Here is a 17,218-nt window from a genome sequence, read left to right as displayed (position 1 = left end):
GTCCCTTGAGGGCCCTAACTGGCCAAATTGGGATGGAGCAGCAGGGGCTGCAAATCGGCCATCGGGATGAAGACGCTGACCTCGCCCTGAGCGTAGGAGGCAATTTCGTAGGGGCCGTAGGTGAACACAGCCCCGCCGCTGGTGAGGTAGAAGTTGGTAGTGACGGGGATTTTCTTGACCAATAAGGGCCCGTCGAGCGGCTGTCCGGCAGGAATGCGCAGCATGCGGCGCACGGCGGCTTCAATCAGGGCCCCCAGCCGGGGCCGGGCGTCGGGCCGGAACACGGCAGCGTAGGTGAGCGGCTGGCCGGTGCGGGTGTCGTAGCTGATGGTGCGGGTGGCGTAGTTGCCGTGGGCCCCGCCGCTGTAATCGTAAGTGAAGTAGCCCAGGCTGAGCAGCGGGGCCTGGTTCCAGAGCACGTAGGTGGCGGCTTGCTGCTGGTAGCGCAGGGAGTAGCCGTAGGGCGCGGCCGTGTCGGCGGGCGCGTCGGAGCGGCTGTCGGCAGCAGCCTGGCGGTAGCTGGCGGCGAACTGCTGGCGCTGTCGGGCCCAGATTTGGATGAGCGGCCGCACGGGGCTACCGGGCAGGCTATCGTCGTTTAGCTGGCGCAATACGTTGTCGGTAAGCTCTTTCGGGCCACCGGTGGGCACTGCGGCTTGAAACTCGATTTGCCCCCAGGGCGATTTCTTCTTGCCGGGGAATGCCTCGACGGAATCGGCGAAGGTTTGCACGAACAGCGCCAGGGCCCCGGCGGGGCGGGCTTCGCGCAGGCGCAGCGGCTGGCCCTGGTAGGTGCCCACCAGCGCGGTGCCCTGCCGGCGCAGGCGCCACCGGGGGCCCTGGCTGCTGCCAGCGGCCTGCTTTTCGGGGCTAATGTCTTCCAGCACCAGGCTGTCGGGGTCGGCCAGGCGGTGGCCCACGAGCTGGTACGGGTGGCCGTCGGCGCCGGCGTAGGTGGCAAAAACGCTCTGCGCGTCGGCATCCAGCGGCTTGGTGGTGAGCAGGTGCAGCGTGAGGCTGTCGGGGGCCCCGGGCAGCTGGCCGCGGTAGATTTGGTACGCCGCATCGGGCGAGCCGCCGGCGCTGGCTAGCGGCGCGGCGGCATTAGGGGCCCCGGGGGCGGCCGGCGGGGTGGCCGTTGCGCTGGGCTTGGAATCGGAATGGCAGGCGGCCAGCAGCGCACCGAGCGCCGCGGGGGCCAGAAGTAGCCGGCAGAATCGTTTCATGGCCCAAAGAAACGGCCGCCGGGGCCCCACTCTGCGGTGGGGCCCCGGCGGCCGGTGGGTTTTGGTGCGTAAAAAGCCCTGCTGGGGCCCCGGCGTCAACTCAAGTAGGCGTGCCAGGTTTGGTCGATGGTGCCAGCCGAGAGCTTGAGGAAGCCCGCGAGGGTTGGCTTTTTGGGCTGCTGGCGGATGGTGAGGCCGGCCTCGGCGGGGGTGCGGTGGCCCTTGGCGTGGTTGCAGCGGGCGCAGGCGGTGAGCAGGTTCGTCCAGCTTGAGTCGCCGCCGCGCGAGCGCGGGATGACGTGGTCCAGGGTCAGCGTTTTGGTCGAGCCGCAGTACTGGCACTCGAAATGGTCGCGCTTGAAGAGGTTGTGGCGGCTTAGGGCAATGCCTTTGTAGGGCACGCGCACGTAGCGTTGCAGGCGGATGATGCTGGGCTTGGGGTAGGCCTGGGAGATGGTGCGCAGCGTCCCGTCGGACTTGGCAATCATCTCGGCTTTGTCGAGGAAGAGCAGCACAAAAGCCTTCTGCACGCTACACAGGGTGATGGCGGTATAGTCGCCATTCAGCACTAATACTTTTTGGTCCATACACGCGGGCGGGCTCCGATAACCCGCCGAAAGCTAAGGGTTTCTGCGCGTATAAACAAGGCGGCCAGCGGGTAAGTTCAGGGCCCCCGGGGCCCTTTTTAGGCCCCCAGCAGGCGCTTGATGAGGCGCAGCTTGTGCGAGTACACCTGCCGGCGGCGGCTGTAGATGCCGTTGTGGTCGAGCGGGTCGAGGCGCACCTCGCCCGAGGCGTGCAGGATGAGGCCCTCGTCGAGCACCATGCCCACATGCACGATGCGGCCCTCGGCGTTGTCGAAGAAGGCGAGGTCGCCGGGCTGGGCCTGGGTCACAAAATCGACGGTGCGGCCGTGCTCGATTTGCTGGCAGGCGTCGCGCCGCAGCTGCACGCCCACCAGGCCGTAGAGCTGCTGCATCAGTCCCGAGCAATCGACGCCGAACACGCCCTTGCCGCCCCACAGGTAGGGCGCCTTGAGGTAGAGCTGGCCCGCTTTGCGCAGGAGCTGCACCTGACGCGCGGCATCAGCGGGGGCCCCGGGGTTGGTGGCCGTGCCGTTGAAGAACAGCGACTTGTCGCCCAGCTGCAAGGTCATGCCGTCGAAAAACGGCAGGCGGCTGCCCAATAGCACTGGAATACGGGTGGCCTCGTCGCTCACGGTTTGCACCACGTCGAGCACCCGGGGGTGGTCCTGGGCCTGCCAGGCGGCGAAGTAGGCGGGCGTGACGGGCGTGTGCTGGAGGTGGTCGATCCAGCCCACGTAACCGTCGGCGGCCACCTCAATTTGGTGCCATTTGCCCTGGCTTTGCCGCACGGTGTAGCACTCGCCGAACAAGAGCTGGGTGGTTTGCTCGGCCTTGTCGGTGGGCTCGGCGCGGACGGGAACGGCGCTCAGCGCGCAAATACCGGGGGTCAAAACGGAAAGAATAAAAAAGTAGCGCTTAGGTAATTGCGGGCAAAAGTACGGCCGTCCCGAATGAAGTGAAGGACCCAGGGCCCCTGCTACATGCGCTCCATGTCGCGCTTCTGGGCCTTTTCCTTGAGGTCGTTGCGCTTGTCGTAGAGCTTCTTGCCTTGGGCAAGGGCGATTTCGATTTTGGCAAAGCCGCGGTCCGTCACGAACAGGCGCAGGGGGATGATGGTGAGGCCCTGGTCCTGGCTTTTGCCGGCCAACTGCTTTAGCTCGCGCTTGTTGAGCAGCAGCTTGCGCTCGCGCAGGGGCTCGTGGTTGTTGTAGGTACCGAGGGCGTAGGGCGCGATGCGCAGCGAGTGAATCCAGAGGCTGCCGTCGGTGTGGAACAGGCAGTAGCCGTCCTGGAGGTTCACGTTGCCCTCGCGGATGCTTTTGATTTCGGTGCCTTGCAGCATCACGCCCGCGTCGTACTTGGCCAGGAAGGAATATTCGTGGCTGGCGCGGCGGTTTTTGATGTTGACGGGGGCGGGCGTTTTGTCTTTCATTATATAAAGGGAGCCGGGGGCCCCGGCTCGTCACGGGCAGTATACGCGGCTGGGGGCCCTGTGGCCCGGCTCGCGGCGGGTTAGCGCAATTTCAGGCGCGGGTCGGGGCTGGCGAGCTGGGTGGCAAAATCGCCGGCCAGGAACTGGAAGTGGGCCGCCTGGGCCACCATGGCCGCGTTGTCGGTGCAAAAGGCCAGCGCCGGAATGAATAACTGCCAGCCCTGGGCCGCCGCTTCGGCGTGCACGGCCGCGCGCAGGCCCGAGTTGGCGGCCACGCCGCCGGCCAGGGCCACTTGCGTGAGGCCGGTGTCGGCGGCGGCGCGGCGCAGCTGGCGCAGCAGCGTGGTGATGATGGTGTACTGGATGCCGGCGCAGAGATCGGCCAGGTTCTGGGCCACAAAGTCGGCATTTTTAGCCGTTTCCTTCTTCAAAAAGTAGAGCACCGCCGTTTTCAAGCCGCTGAAGCTGAAATCGTAGCCCGCCATGGCGCCCACCGGAAAGGCAAACCGCAGCGGGTCGCCATGCTGGGCCAGCTTGTCGAGGTGGGGGCCCCCGGGGTACGGCAGGCCGAGCAGCTTGGCGGTTTTGTCGAAGGCCTCCCCCGCCGCGTCGTCGATGGTTTGGCCGATGACTTCCATGTCCAGCGCCGAGCGCACCACCACCAGCTGCGTGTGCCCGCCGCTCACGGTGAGGCACAAGAACGGGAACGCGGGCACGGGGCTGCCCAGGAAGTGCGCCAGGATGTGGGCCCGCATGTGGTTCACCATGATCAGCGGCTTGCCCAGGGCCAGGGCCAGGGTTTTGGCAAACATGCCGCCCACCAGCAGCGAGCCCAGCAGCCCGGGGCCCTGCGTCACGGCCACGGCGTCGAGGTCGGTTTTAACGAGACCGGCGTCGCGCAGGGCGGCCGCGACGACGGGCAGCAGGTGCTGCTGGTGGGCGCGCGAGGCCAGCTCGGGCACCACGCCGCCGTACTGCTCGTGTACTTTTTGGGTGGCCACCACGTTGCTCAGCAGGCGGCCGCCGGCCAGCACGGCCGCGCCGGTGTCGTCGCAGGAAGATTCGAGGGCCAGGATGCGGGGGAAATCGGACATGGGCAAGGGGCGGCGCGGGCCGGTTGCACGGTTTTTGTTGGGGCCCGGCGCGCGGCTCCCGCAAAGTTCGGGCCCAGCGGCCGAACCCGGGGCCCCCGGCCGCCGTTTGCCGGCCAAAGCCGGCCGGCAAGCCGCCAAAAAGCCCCAACTTTGCCCGTTCCCCAGCCCCTTTTATTCGCTTAATTTCCGGTGCGTCGCGTCCTTTCCCTCGTCTTGAAGCTGCTGCTGGGCCTCGTGGGCCTGGTTGTGCTGCTCGTACTGGGGGCCCTGCTGGCGCTGCGCATCCCCGCGGTGCAAACGCGGGTGGCGCACCGGGCCACGGCCATCCTCAGCGAGAAGCTGGGCCAGCGGGTGGAAATCGGGCGGATCGATATCCGGCCGTTTTCACGCGTCATCCTGGAGGGCGTGCGCGTGCTGGACCGCCGCGGCTCGGAGTTGTTCAGCATCGGCGAGGCCGACGCCGACATTGCCCTGTTTTCGGTGTTCAACCCGCGCCACCTGCACGTGGGCCAGCTTATTCTCAACGAGCCGCGCTTTGCCCTGCGCAACCTGCCCGGCCAGCCCGACACCACCACGCTCAGCCAATTTATCTCCGCCATCCGCCGGCTCACGGGGCCCAGCGACAGCACCAAGTCGGCGCCGTTTGATTTTCAGATTGCCGCTATTGGCCTGCGCAACGGCCAGTTTATTCTTGACAAGGCCGACGAGCCCCGCCAGCCCACCTACGGCCGCAGCGTGGACTACGCCCACATGCAGGTGGACAGCATCTACGCCGACATTTCGCAGGTGCGGCTGGGCGACACGCTGGCCATGAAAATCCAGGGCCTGCGGGCCGTGGAAACGCCCTCCCAAACCCACCTGCGCGAGCTGACGGCGCTGATGCGCTACGGGCCCCACTTCTGGCAGTTCGACAACCTACGCCTAGCCGTGGGCCGCAGCCAACTCTCCGATTACCTGCGGTTTGACTACCGGGTGTTCACGAATTTTGCCGATTTTAACGACTCGATGAAGGTGACCACGCGGCTGCACGGGGCCCAGGTTTTTTCGAGCGACATCGCCAAGTTTGCCCCCGCCCTGGCCACGCTCAACGAGTCCATTATCATGTCGGGCGACGCCACGGGCTACGTGCGCGACTTCAAGATTGCCAACCTCGACGTGCGCTACGGCCGCGGCACCCACCTGGTGGCCCGCCGCGCCGCCGCCACCAACCTGCCCCGCTACAAAGAGAGCTTCCTCGATTTGCGCCTGCTGCCCTCGCAGGTGCTCACCAGCGACCTGGCCAAGTGGCTGCCCAAGGACGCCAACACCCTGGTGCAGCGCCTGGGCAGAGTGCAGCTCAACGGGCAGTTCCTGGGCTTTTACAACGACTTCGTGGCCGATGCTACCTTCAACACGGCCCTGGGCCGGGTGGCTACCGACCTGAACCTTAAGACCAAGACCGACTTTTCGCACGCCGCCTACTCGGGCCACGTGCGCTCGACGGATTTTCAACTGGGCAAGTTCATCGGCAACCAGGACGTGATCCGGGACGTGACCATGGACGGGCAGGTGAGCGGCGTGGGCTTTGCACCGCCCGTGGCCCGGGGGCACGCCCAGGCCACGGTGGCCCGCATGTGGCTCAATGGCTACCGCTACCGCAACCTGACGCTGAACGGCGACTTCCATGAGCGCGCCTTCTCGGGCCACCTCTCGGCCAACGACCCCAACCTGCGCCTGACCGCCGACGGCCGCATCGACCTCGACCGCGCCCACCAAGACATCCGCGTGCGGGCCAAAGTGGCGCGCGCCAACCTGGGGGCCCTGGGCCTGCTGGGCGTGCCGCTGGTGGTGTCCACTACCGCCGACGTGCAGATGCGCGGCGTAGAGCTCGACTCGCTGCTGGGCCACGCCTACCTACGCCACTCGCGCTTCACCCTCCGCGGCCGCCGCCTGGCCCTCGACACGCTGGACTTGGTGAGCACCCGCAACCAGCGCAACGAGCGACGCGTGAGCCTGCGCTCGGAGGCCTTGAATGCCAGTGCTTCCGGCACGTTCAGCACCGCGGCCGTGGTGCAGGACGTGCAAACGCTGGTGACCGAGTACCGCCTCAACTTTGAGAGCAACGCCGCCGCCACCGCGGCCTACTACCAGCGCAAGCGCCAGCGCCGGCTGGCTACCTACGAGGTCGATTTCCTGGTGCAGTTGAAGCGCGCCAACCCCGTGCTCCAGCTGTTTGTGCCCGAGCTGGCGGTGGCCGACGGCAGCCGCTTCGACGGCTCGTTCCGCAGCGGCGAAACGTCGATTTTCCAGTTCGGGGGCCACCTCGACAGCCTTCGCTACGGCCCCGTGTTCACGGTGGACAACAACCTGGATTTCACCACCTCCAAGCTGCCGTACCAGCCCGAGGTGCTGGCCCAGGCCAGCGTCACGTCGGCCCGGCAGGTGCTGCCCACGCTGGGGCCCACCGAGGGCTTCGTGCTGGAAGGCGTGTGGGACCAGCAGAAAATCAACTTTTCGACCTCCCTGGCCCAAACTGGCACCACTAACCGGGCGGCCATCAACGGCTCGCTGGCCTTCCTGCCGCGGGCAGTGGAAGTGGTGTTCCGGCAGTCGGGCGTGCACATCCTGGACAAGGAATGGACCATTGCGGCCGATAACTCGGTGCGGATTTCGGACTACGGCCGGGCCTTCGACGTGAAGAACCTGACGCTGAGCAACGGCGCCCAATTCATTGGGGCCCAAGGCTTCATCTCGCCCGATGCCACCAAGCCACCCCTGCAGCTCACCATCCGAGACTTCCAGCTGGCCACCCTCAACGGCCTCTCCAACCAGAAGCTGGGGGGCCGCTTGAACGCCACGGGCACGGTGCGCGGCGTGTACGGGCCCCTGGCCCTGAGCACCACCCTGGCCGTGGACACCCTCACCTACCAAGGCACGCTGATTGGACAGGTGAAAGGCACGGGGGCCTGGGACGACCGCCTCGGCCGCCTGGGCGTGGACCTCGACGTGGCCCGCGAAGGGCAGTCGGTGCTGACGGTGGGCGGCTACCTGGCCCCGGGCAGCGCCGAGCAGCAGCTCAACCTCACCGGCACGCTGAACGACGCGCCAGTGGTGCTGGCCCAGCCCTTCCTGGGCACGCTGATGCGCGACCTGGGCGGCACCGGGCGCGGCACGCTCTGGCTCACGGGCAAGTTTGCGGCCCCCAACCTGGTGGGCGCTGTAGACGTGCGCGACGGCCGCTTCACCTTCGGCTACCTGGGCACGACGTACACCTTTGCCGACCGCATCAGCTTCACGCTCAACGACATCACGTTCCGCGACGTGAAGCTGCGCGACCCGCTGGGCAACCAGGGCGTGGTGGACGGCGTGATTACCCACCACCAGTTCCAGGACATGCGCCTGAATATTGCGGCCAACTTCCGCAAGATGCAGGTGCTCAACACCATTCGCAAAGACAACGACCTGTACTTCGGCACGGCATACGCTACCGGCACGGCCCGCGTGACAGGGCCTGTCGATGACCTGTCGGTGGTGGTGCGGGCCACGAGCGAGGCCGGTACGCGCCTCTCGCTGCCCCTCGACAACGCCGCCAAGGCCGAGAAGGCCAGCTACATCAAGTTCGTGAACCACAACGTGGCCGACACGGTCCGCACCAAAAAAATACCCGTCGCGGCCGTCGATAAGGTGGACCTGTCGGGCCTCAAGCTCGACTTCAACCTGACCGTGACGCCGGATGCCTACCTGGAAATTCTGCTCGACGAGAGCACCGGCGACGTGATTCGGGGCTCGGCGACCGGGCAGCTGCGCCTGAACATCGACACGCGCGGCGACTTCAATATGTACGGCCAGGTGGAGATTGTGCGCGGGGCCTACAACTTCACCTTGCAGGGCCTGGTAAACAAGGAGTTTGTGGTGCGGCCGGGCGGCGTTATTTCCTGGAACGGCGACCCGCTGGCCGGCGAAATGAACGTGACGGCCATCTATACCCAGCGCACGTCGCTGGCCCCCGTGCTGGGCGGCAGCTCCAACGGCGCCGCCGTGGTGCCCGTCACGGCCGTGATGAACCTGACGGGGCCCCTGCTGCTGCCAGCCATCAAGCTGGGGCTGGAGTTCAACGACGCGCCGGGTACCTTGCAGGGCGACCTAGCAGCCTTTACCACCTCGCTGCGCAATGACGAGCAAGAGCTGAACCGGCAGGTATTTAGTTTGTTGGTATTCAAGCAGCTGGCCCCCATCGGCGCGTTCACGCAGCTCTCCATCCGGGGCCAGGACAATACGGTTCAGAACTCGTTGGGCCAGATTTTGAGCACCCAACTCGGGCTGCTAACGTCGCAGATTGACCAGAACCTGGAAATCGACTTCAACATCAACGGCCTCACCGCCGACCAGCTCCAGGCCCTGCAAGTGCGCTTGAGCTACTCGCTGCTGGGGGGCCGCCTGCGCGTCACGCGCGAGGGCGGCTTCACGAGCAACGCCGGCCTGGCCACACCCGGCAGCACCAGCGGCACCGTGCTGGCCAACTCCTCGGGCCAGGCCTCGCTGCTCGGCGACCTCAGCTTGGAGTATTACCTGCGCCCCGACGGGAAGTTCCGGGCTAAGCTGCGCTACGAAACCACGCCCCGCGACCTGGAAACCATCAACCAGCCCCGCGCCGGCCTCTCGCTGCTCCACACCGAGCAGTTCGACTCGTTCGGGGAACTGTTCAGCCGCAAAAACCCGAAGGCCAGTGAGCGCAACCGGCAGCGCGCCCGCGACAGCAAACAGGTGCTGAGCGTGGAAAATGACCCGCGCACCACGCTGTAAGGCATTGCATTTAACAGCTACCAATTAACATTTAACAGTCGTTTACAGGGCCCCAATTGCTATGCAACTGTCCCTGGGGCGATTGTTAAATAGTAATTGGTAACTGTTAAATGCCCAGAATGACCGCCGGGGCTACCTTTGCGGCCCATGCCCCCCGTTCAGAAGAAAAAACTCGGCTCCTACCCCACGTTTCTGGTGGTGTTCAGCATCACGCTGGCCCTGGTGGTGGTGGGGCTGTTTGGCCTGCTGCTGCTGCACGCCCACAAGCTGAGCGAGGCCGTGCGCGAAAACCTAGAGGTGCAGGTGTACCTGGAGCGCAACCTGCCCGAAACCGAGCTGCTGCGCCTGCAGCAGGACCTGGGCCGCCAGCCCGGCGTGGCCGAACAGGGCGGCCGCCCCGCCATCCGCTTCATCAGCAAGGAGGATGGGGCCCGGCAACTGCTGCAAAGCACCGGCGAAGACTTCCGCCAGTTCCTCGACGACAACCCGCTGCGCGACGCCTACGCCCTCAAAATCCGACCCGACTACACCGATACGCTCCACCTGGGGCAGCTCCAGCGCGGCCTGCGGGGCCAGCGCGGCGTGTTCGAGGTGCAGTACCCGCGCGACTTGTTTGCCAGCATCAACGCCAACCTGACGCAGGTGAGCCTCGTGCTGCTGGGCTTTGCGGCGGTGCTGGTGGGGGCCGTGGTGGTGCTGATTAACAACACCATCAAGCTGGCCATTTTTTCGCAGCGCTTTCTCATCCGCTCCATGCAACTGGTGGGCGCCACGCGGTTCTTTATCCGGGGCCCCTTCCTGCGGCGCGCCACCTGGCAGGGCTTTGCCAGCGGCGGGCTGGCGGCGCTGGCGCTGGTGGCGCTGTTGCAGTACGCCTACCTCGAAGTGGTGCCGCTGCGCCAGCTGCGCGACGATGTGCTCATCGGGGCCCTGCTGCTGGCCGTGGTGGGCCTGGGCGTGGTCATCGGCTTTTTCAGCGCCTACTGGGCCGTTAATAAATACCTCAAAGGGTCGCTCGACGACCTGTACTAACCCGCTCTTATGCAACGATTTGCTTTCGGCCCCCGCAATTACCGCCTCATGGGCATCGGCCTGGTTATCCTGGCCGTGGGCTTCGTCACGATGATGTTCGGCGACAAGGAAAACTACGGCGAAGACTTCCTGGGCATCACCCTGGGGCCCCTGCTGCTCATCGCCGGCTTCCTGGTAGAGTTTGCCGCCATCTTGGTGCGCGACGATTCGGCAGTGGTGAGCCGCGGCGACGCGCCGCCCGCGCCCACGGCCTTTACCCTCAGCCCCACGGCCCCGGTGGGGGCCCCAGCGGCCCCCGCCCCCGGCCCCGCGCCCACGGCCAAGCCCACCTACAAACGCCTTTAATCCTGGTTCGGTAGGCCCCGGGGTGCCCAGCAGCGGCGTTCGTTCCGGGGCCCTAAGAGCCGGACAATAGCGTCCCGATATTTGCCAATTGATTACTGCATAATGACTTACTGGCACGCCCTGCTCCTCGCCATCGTGGAGGGCATCACCGAGTTTCTGCCCGTGTCCAGCACCGGGCACATGATCATCGCCTCGGCCCTGCTGGGCGTCCAGATGACGCCGTTTGCCAAGCTCTACCTGGTGGTCATTCAGCTCGGGGCCATCCTCTCGGTGCTGGTGGTTTATTGGAAGCGGTTTTTCCAGAGCTTCGACTTCTACCTCAAGCTGTTGGTGGCCTTTCTGCCCATTGTGGTGGTGGGCTTGCTGCTGAAAAAGCACATCGACGCGCTGCTCGAATCCGTGACCACCGTGGGGGCCATGCTGCTGCTCGGCGGCGTGGTGCTGCTGTTCGTGGACCGGTGGTTTCCGCAGGAAGACTCCAAAAAAGGCGGCCACCCCGTCACCAACCCGAGCTGGAAGGAAGCCTTGATCATCGGCCTGTTCCAGTGCTTGGCCGTGGTGCCGGGCGTGAGCCGCTCGGCTGCCACCATCATCGGGGGCCTCACCCAGAAGCTGACGCGTAAGGCGGCGGCCGAGTTTGCGTTTTTCCTGGCCATGCCCACCATGACGGCCGCGGCAGCGAAGGACTTGTACGACTTTTACAAGGAAGCCAAAACCCACGGCGTCAGCATCGGCCAGCTTTTTTCGGGCCAGGAAATCAAGCTCTTGGTGCTGGGCAACGTGGTGGCGTTCGTGGTGGCACTGCTGGCCATCCGGCTGTTTGTGGGCTTCGTGGCCAAGTACGGCTTCCGCGCCTTTGGCATTTACCGCATCATCGTGGGCGGGCTGCTGCTGCTGCTCATCGGCCTAGGCGTGAACCTGCAACTGGTTTAATTGTGAAAGATTTGGCTGAATTTGACTTCGACGCGGGCGAAATCCTGCTCTTCGACAAACCCCTCACCTGGTCGTCGTTCGACGGCGTGCGCAAGCTGAAAAACGCGCTGCGCATCCGCAAAATCGGCCACGCCGGCACCCTCGACCCCTTGGCCACCGGCCTGCTCATCCTCTGCACGGGCAAGAAGACCAAGGAAATCGACCAGATTCAGGCCCAGGAAAAGGAGTACACCGGCACCTTCCGCCTCGGCCAAACCACCCCTAGCTTCGACCTCGAAACCGCCGTGGACGCCGAGGGGCCCTACGCGCACCTCACCGAAGCCGACATCCAAGCCGCCGCCGCACAGTTCGTGGGCGAAATCCAGCAGACGCCGCCGCTGTACTCGGCCGTGAAAATCGATGGCAAGCGCGCCTACGAGCTGGCCCGCAAAGGCCAGGAGGCAGAAATTAAAGCTAAGACTGTCACCATTAAGGCCTTCGAACTGACGCGCATCGCGCTGCCCGAGGTCGATTTCCGGGTGGTGTGCTCCAAGGGCACCTACATCCGCAGCCTGGCCCGCGACCTGGGCGCGGCCTTGGGCGCGGGGGCCCACCTCACGGCCCTGCGGCGCACCCGCATCGGCGCCTACCGGGTGGAGGACGCCCTGACGCTGGCCGACGTGCTGGCCCTGGCCCCGCCCCGCCCCGAGGGCCCCGTGGCCGAGGCGCGCCCCCGCCGCGGGGGCCCCCGCCCGGCCCGCGCCGGCCTCGATTTTTACGCCGCCCAGCAAGCCGCTGGGGCCCCCACCGACGGCCCGGCGTAGCCCGCCGGAAAAAAACGCGGCGCATTGCCGATTACGGGCGAATTTTGCAGCTTCGTTACCACGCCGCCCGGTTTATATGCTTGTTATCCGCGACCCCGCCGACTTCCCCCGCTTGCAAAACGCCGTCGTCACGTGCGGTACCTTCGACGGGGTGCACCGCGGGCACCAGCGCATTCTGGCGCGGCTGCGCGAGGCGGCCGACGCGGCGGGCGGGCCGGCAGTGGTCATCACTTACTGGCCGCACCCGCGCTTGGTGCTGGGGCCCCCACCCTCGCACCCCGAGCTACTGGAGCTGCAACTGCTCAACACCTTAGACGAGCGCATTGCCCGCCTGGCCGCGTTCGGCGTCGACTACTTGTTGATCGTGCCCTTCACCCGCGAATTCGCGCAGTGGACGTCGGAAGAATACGTGCAGCAGCTGCTGCTCGACACCGTGGGCACCCGGCACCTGGTCATCGGCTACGACCACCGCTTTGGCAAGGACCGGGCGGGCGGCTTTGATTACCTCAGCCAGCACGCGGCCCGCTTCGGCTTCAGCGTGGAAGAGATTCCGCGGGCCGACATTGATGCCGTGGGCGTGAGCAGCACCCGCATCCGGGCGGCGCTGCGCGGGCGCGACGTGGCCACCGCCACCCGCTACCTGGGCTACGAGTACCCCGTGACCGGCCGCGTGGTGACGGGCCAGCAGCTGGGCCGCACCATCGGCTACCCCACTGCCAATCTGCACGTTGAGGAACCACTGAAGCTGGTGCCGGCCCAGGGCATCTACGCGGTGTGGGCCACCACGGCGGCTGGCACCCGGCACCAAGGCATGCTCAGCATCGGGGTGCGGCCCACCATCGGGGCGGGCCTGGCCCAAACCGTTGAGGTGAACCTGCTCGACTTCAGCGGCGACCTCTACGGACAATTACTGACCCTAGAATTCGTTGCCTGGCTGCGCGGTGAGGAGAAATACAACGGCCTCGACGCCCTCAAGGCCCAACTCGCCCTGGACGCCGAGGCCACCCGGGCGGCGCTGGCATAGTCGTTGTTTTGTCGCTTTAATTACTCTTCCCTTATCTACCACCTATTCTTTTGACGATGAATATTTTGCGGTTATTCCTAATTTCCTGCTTGTGCCTGGGGGCCCTGGGCGCGGCCCGGGCCCAGGGCAAGCTCAGCGGCGTGGTGCAGGATTCGGTGACGCACGAGCCGCTGGCGTTTTCGAGCGTGTTTCTGGCCAATACCACTCTGGGCGTCACCACCAACGAGCTGGGCAAGTTTGAGTTTGCCAAAGTGCCGACGGGTACTTACAGCGTGGTGGGCTCGTACGTGGGCTACCGCTTGGCTAAGCAGGTGATAACCATTACCAATGCTCCCCAGCAGATTACGCTGGCCCTGGCCGCCACCGGCAACCAACTGGCCGAAGTGGTGGTCGAATCGACGCCCAACGACCCCAAGGAGTACCAAAAATTCACAGACCAATTCCTGGGCCGCACCGCGTTTTCGGACCAGTCGCACATCGTGAACCCCAAGGACGTCATCGTGAGCTACAACGACTCGACGAAGGACCTGACGGCCCGCTCGCGCAAGTTTGTGCAGATCGACAACGACGCGCTGGGCTACCACGTGAAGTATTACGGCATGCGCTTCAGCAGCAACGACGAGGACGGCTCGCTGAGCTTTTATGGCGAGCCAGTGTTTGAAGAAATGACCCCGCGCGACGAGCGCCAGCAGCGCCAGTGGGCCGCCAACCGCGCCGCGGCCTACAACGGCTCGTTCAACCACTTCCTGAAAAGCGTGTACGACAACCGCGTGGTGGCCGAGGGCTTCCTCACCCAGCAGGTGCGCGTGGTGGTGAATAACCGCTTCGACCTGACCGACAGCCTGCGCCGCACCCTGCTCACCCAGCGCCCCAACGGCCCGTTCAGCAAGCCCGAGCAGGACTCGCTGCGGAAGTGGAGCCGGGCGCAGCCCGTTACGGCCACGGTGTACCCCGAAGCGCGGCCCATCGACAGCATCCGCCAGGTATCGGCCGACGGCCGGCACGTGTACCTGCGCTTCACGGGCGAGCTGCAAGTGGCCCACTTCGGCGAGGCCCCCGACCCCAAGTACGGCCGGCCGATGTCGCCGCTGGGGGCCACGGCCAAGCCCTACCCGGCCCTGCGGCAGGTATCGCGGCTGCGGCTGCAAGGGCAGGAGGCCGAAATTCAGGCCAACGGCTCGCTGGTGAACCCGTTCGACGTGTCGGCCGGTGAGTACTGGGCTTTCGAGAAAATCGGTGAATTTTTGCCCCTCAACTACGTACCGCCCGTGACGTTGGCCCCTGCGCCCGCGCCGGCCCCCGCCCGCGCCGCGGCCCCCGCTCGTACCGCGGCTCCCACTCGTTCTACTCCTCCCACCCGCGCTTCCGCTTCCGCCCGCCCATGATTAATAAAGTAGTTGAGGGCCCCCAGGCCGCCCTCCAGGGACTGGCCGACGGCATGACCCTGATGCTGGGCGGCTTCGGCCTGTGCGGCATCCCCGAAAATTCCATTCAGGAGATTTTGCGCCTGGGCGTGAAGGACTTGACCTGTATCAGCAACAACGCGGGCGTCGATGACTTTGGCATCGGGCGGCTGCTGCAAACGCGGCAGGTGCGCAAGATGATTGCCAGCTACGTGGGCGAAAACGCCGAGTTTGAGCGCCAGCTGCTGAGCGGCGAGCTGGCCGTGGACCTGGTGCCGCAGGGCACGCTGGCCGAGCGCATTCGGGCCGGCGGAGCGGGCATCCCGGCCTTTTACACGCCGGCGGGCTACGGCACGGAGGTGGGCGAGGGCAAGGAAAGCCGCGAGTTCGGCACCAAAATGTACCTACTCGAAACTGGCCTGACGGCCGATTTTGCCTTTGTGAAAGCTTGGAAAGGCGACACCGCTGGTAACCTTATTTACAAGGGTACGGCCCGCAACTTCAACCCGATGATGGCCACGGCCGGCAAAATCACGGTGGCCGAAGTGGAGGAATTGGTGCCCGCCGGGGCCCTCGACCCCAACCAAATCCACACGCCGGGCATCTTCGTGCAGCGCATTTTCGAAGGCCGCGGCTACGAGAAGCGCATCGAGCAGCGCACGGTGCGCAGCTGAGCCGGTAAGTAGCACCCGCGTGCGCCAGTATTTTGCAGCTGACTTTACTCCCTAATAATGGCGAAAAGCAACGCTTCGGCTGCGTTCGCAGACACCAAGCCCCATTACCACATCCTGGACGGGCTACGCGGCGTTGCGGCCATTACGGTGGTGTGTTTTCATTTATTTGAAGCCTACGCAACCAGTCATTTAGACCAGAGAATTAACCACGGATATCTAGCCGTTGACTTTTTCTTTATCCTGTCCGGCTTCGTAGTGGGGTATGCTTACGACGACCGTTGGAAAACGCTGGCGGTAAAAGAATTTCTCAAACGCCGGCTTATTCGCTTGCACCCCTTGGTGGTTATCGGGGCCATTATCGGGGCCGCGGTGTTTTATTTTCAGGGCTGCGCCGCCTGGGATGTTTCCCAAGTATCAGGGGCCCGGCTGTTGGGGGCTACGCTCCTCAACGCTGGCCTTATTCCGGCAACCCCCGGGGCTGAGATTAGGGGAGTTGGCGAAATGTTCCCGCTGAATGGCCCGAGCTGGTCGTTGCTGTTTGAGTACGTTGGCACCCTGCTGTACGCCTTCTTTATCCGCAGGCTCTCGACCAAAGCACTGGCGGCCTTGGTGTTGCTGGCTGGATTTGGGTTGGCGGCCTTTGCCATCTGGGGGCCCTACGGCGATATCTGCGTGGGATTTTCGTTGACCGGGGACAACGTACTTGGCGGCACTTTGCGCATGTTGTTCTCCTTTTCGGCAGGCTTGCTGCTGGCGCGCGTGTTCAAGCCCGTTCCGGTAAAAGGAGCTTTTTGGCTGGGCAGCTTGACCATTATTATTTTATCTGCAATGCCTCGCCTCGGCGGCAGTGAAAATTTGTGGCTGAACGGGTTGTACGAAACGGTCTGCTTTGCTATTGTTTTTCCGGCACTTGTTTGCCTCGGCGCTTCCGGGAAAATAACGGATAAAATAACGGCCCGGGTATGCCATTTTCTGGGCGATATTTCTTACCCGCTGTACATGGTACACTACCCTTTTATTTATCTCTACTATGCTTGGGTTAAAAACCAAAACCTCACCTTTACCCAGTCGTTGCCCGGCGCTTTCGCCCTGGTTGTTGGCTCGGTGCTGCTGGCTTATTTGTGCTTAAAATTATATGACGAACCTGTGCGCAGGTTTTTAACGCGGCAGTTTTTACAAGTACCCCATTAATTCCTGTTTATGCTCGACAAACACGGCATTGCCCGGCGCATTGCGCAAGAAGTGCAGGACGGCTCCTATGTCAACCTTGGCATCGGCATTCCGACGCTGGTGGCCAACTACATCCCGGCCGGCATCCAGGTCGAGCTACAATCCGAGAACGGGCTGCTCGGCATGGGGCCCTTCCCCACCGAGGCTGAGGTGGACCCCGACCTCATCAACGCCGGCAAGCAGACGGTGACCACGCTGCCGGGCTCCAGCCTGTTTTCGTCGGCCGACTCGTTTGCCATGATCCGCGGCGAACACGTGGACCTGACCATCCTCGGGGCGATGGAGGTGAGCGAAAACGGCGACATTGCCAATTGGAAAATTCCGGGCAAGATGGTGAAGGGCATGGGCGGCGCCATGGACCTGGTGGCGTCGGCCAAAAACATCATCGTGGCCATGCAGCACGTGGCCCGCGACGGCTCCAGCAAGCTGCTCCCCGCCTGCACCCTGCCCCTGACGGGCCTGCGGTGCGTGAAGAAAATCGTGACCGAGCTGGCCGTGCTCGACGTGACGCCCGACGGCTTTGTGCTGCGCGAGCGGGCCCCCGGCGTGAGCGTGGCCGCCATCCGAGCCGCCACCGCGGGCCGGCTGGTGGTGCACGGCCCCGACGCCGACGTGCCGGAAATGGTGCTGCACTAGGGCCCCGGGGGCCCAGG

At 64.8% G+C, this 17,218-nt stretch carries 15 protein-coding genes; 10 read left to right on the top strand and 5 right to left on the bottom strand.

What is annotated here, in order from left to right:
* Nucleotides 1-14: 14 nt before the first annotated feature.
* The 5 genes from EAH73_RS07205 to tsaD form a co-directional block, all read right to left on the bottom strand.
* On the bottom strand, nt 15-1,226 hold the full coding sequence (locus tag EAH73_RS07205) for a DUF3298 and DUF4163 domain-containing protein (RefSeq protein ID WP_140465796.1): 1,212 nt from the start codon (nt 1,224-1,226) through the stop codon (nt 15-17).
* A gap of 95 nt (nt 1,227-1,321) precedes the next feature.
* On the bottom strand, nt 1,322-1,813 hold the full coding sequence (locus EAH73_RS07200) for an HNH endonuclease (RefSeq protein ID WP_140465795.1): 492 nt from the start codon (nt 1,811-1,813) through the stop codon (nt 1,322-1,324).
* A gap of 98 nt (nt 1,814-1,911) precedes the next feature.
* A complete protein-coding gene (locus EAH73_RS07195) occupies nt 1,912-2,703 on the bottom strand; it encodes a C40 family peptidase (RefSeq protein WP_240047170.1) in 792 nt (263 codons plus the stop codon).
* An 86-nt stretch (nt 2,704-2,789) separates the two neighbouring features.
* The gene (gene smpB / locus EAH73_RS07190) at nt 2,790-3,245 is read right to left on the bottom strand and encodes an SsrA-binding protein SmpB (RefSeq protein ID WP_140465794.1); all 456 of its coding nucleotides are present in this window, start codon (nt 3,243-3,245) and stop codon (nt 2,790-2,792) included.
* Between the two features lie 80 nt (nt 3,246-3,325).
* Nucleotides 3,326-4,339, bottom strand: a complete 1,014-nt coding sequence (tsaD, locus tag EAH73_RS07185) for a tRNA (adenosine(37)-N6)-threonylcarbamoyltransferase complex transferase subunit TsaD (RefSeq protein ID WP_140465793.1) — start codon at nt 4,337-4,339, stop codon at nt 3,326-3,328.
* A gap of 189 nt (nt 4,340-4,528) precedes the next feature.
* Here tsaD and EAH73_RS07180 point away from each other — a divergent pair, with 189 nt between their 5' ends.
* From EAH73_RS07180 to EAH73_RS07135, 10 genes are all read left to right on the top strand, one after another.
* On the top strand, nt 4,529-9,121 hold the full coding sequence (locus tag EAH73_RS07180; protein WP_140465792.1) for a translocation/assembly module TamB domain-containing protein: 4,593 nt from the start codon (nt 4,529-4,531) through the stop codon (nt 9,119-9,121).
* Between the two features lie 147 nt (nt 9,122-9,268).
* Nucleotides 9,269-10,153 (top strand): cell division protein FtsX, encoded by an 885-nt coding sequence (locus EAH73_RS07175; RefSeq protein ID WP_140465791.1) that lies wholly within the window; start codon nt 9,269-9,271, stop codon nt 10,151-10,153.
* A 9-nt stretch (nt 10,154-10,162) separates the two neighbouring features.
* Nucleotides 10,163-10,498, top strand: a complete 336-nt coding sequence (locus EAH73_RS07170) for a DUF3098 domain-containing protein (RefSeq protein ID WP_140465790.1) — start codon at nt 10,163-10,165, stop codon at nt 10,496-10,498.
* Nucleotides 10,499-10,600: 102 nt separating this feature from the next.
* Complete coding sequence (locus tag EAH73_RS07165) at nt 10,601-11,431, top strand: undecaprenyl-diphosphate phosphatase (RefSeq protein ID WP_140465789.1); 831 nt, start codon at nt 10,601-10,603, stop codon at nt 11,429-11,431.
* A gap of 2 nt (nt 11,432-11,433) precedes the next feature.
* The gene (gene truB / locus EAH73_RS07160) at nt 11,434-12,234 is read left to right on the top strand and encodes a tRNA pseudouridine(55) synthase TruB (RefSeq protein WP_140465788.1); all 801 of its coding nucleotides are present in this window, start codon (nt 11,434-11,436) and stop codon (nt 12,232-12,234) included.
* Between the two features lie 76 nt (nt 12,235-12,310).
* Nucleotides 12,311-13,258 carry a bifunctional riboflavin kinase/FAD synthetase gene (locus tag EAH73_RS07155; protein WP_140465787.1) on the top strand — a complete coding sequence of 316 codons (948 nt, stop codon included), beginning with the start codon at nt 12,311-12,313 and terminating at the stop codon, nt 13,256-13,258.
* Nucleotides 13,259-13,314: 56 nt separating this feature from the next.
* A complete protein-coding gene (locus tag EAH73_RS07150) occupies nt 13,315-14,643 on the top strand; it encodes a carboxypeptidase-like regulatory domain-containing protein (protein WP_140465786.1) in 1,329 nt (442 codons plus the stop codon).
* Nucleotides 14,640-15,335: a CoA transferase subunit A gene (locus EAH73_RS07145; RefSeq protein ID WP_140465785.1), complete on the top strand. Its 696-nt coding sequence runs from the start codon at nt 14,640-14,642 to the stop codon at nt 15,333-15,335. The genes EAH73_RS07150 and EAH73_RS07145 overlap by 4 nt, the downstream gene beginning before the upstream one ends.
* A 57-nt stretch (nt 15,336-15,392) precedes the next feature.
* Nucleotides 15,393-16,526, top strand: a complete 1,134-nt coding sequence (locus EAH73_RS07140) for an acyltransferase family protein (RefSeq protein WP_140465784.1) — start codon at nt 15,393-15,395, stop codon at nt 16,524-16,526.
* A gap of 9 nt (nt 16,527-16,535) precedes the next feature.
* Complete coding sequence (locus tag EAH73_RS07135) at nt 16,536-17,201, top strand: CoA transferase subunit B (RefSeq protein WP_140465783.1); 666 nt, start codon at nt 16,536-16,538, stop codon at nt 17,199-17,201.
* Nucleotides 17,202-17,218: the final 17 nt, after the last annotated feature.

Origin of the sequence: Hymenobacter nivis (assembly GCF_006439025.1) — a bacterium.
Lineage (GTDB): Bacteria > Bacteroidota > Bacteroidia > Cytophagales > Hymenobacteraceae > Hymenobacter > Hymenobacter nivis_A.
The sequence above is the reverse complement of the archived record's forward strand: the minus strand, read 5'-3'. Positions and strand labels throughout refer to the sequence as shown.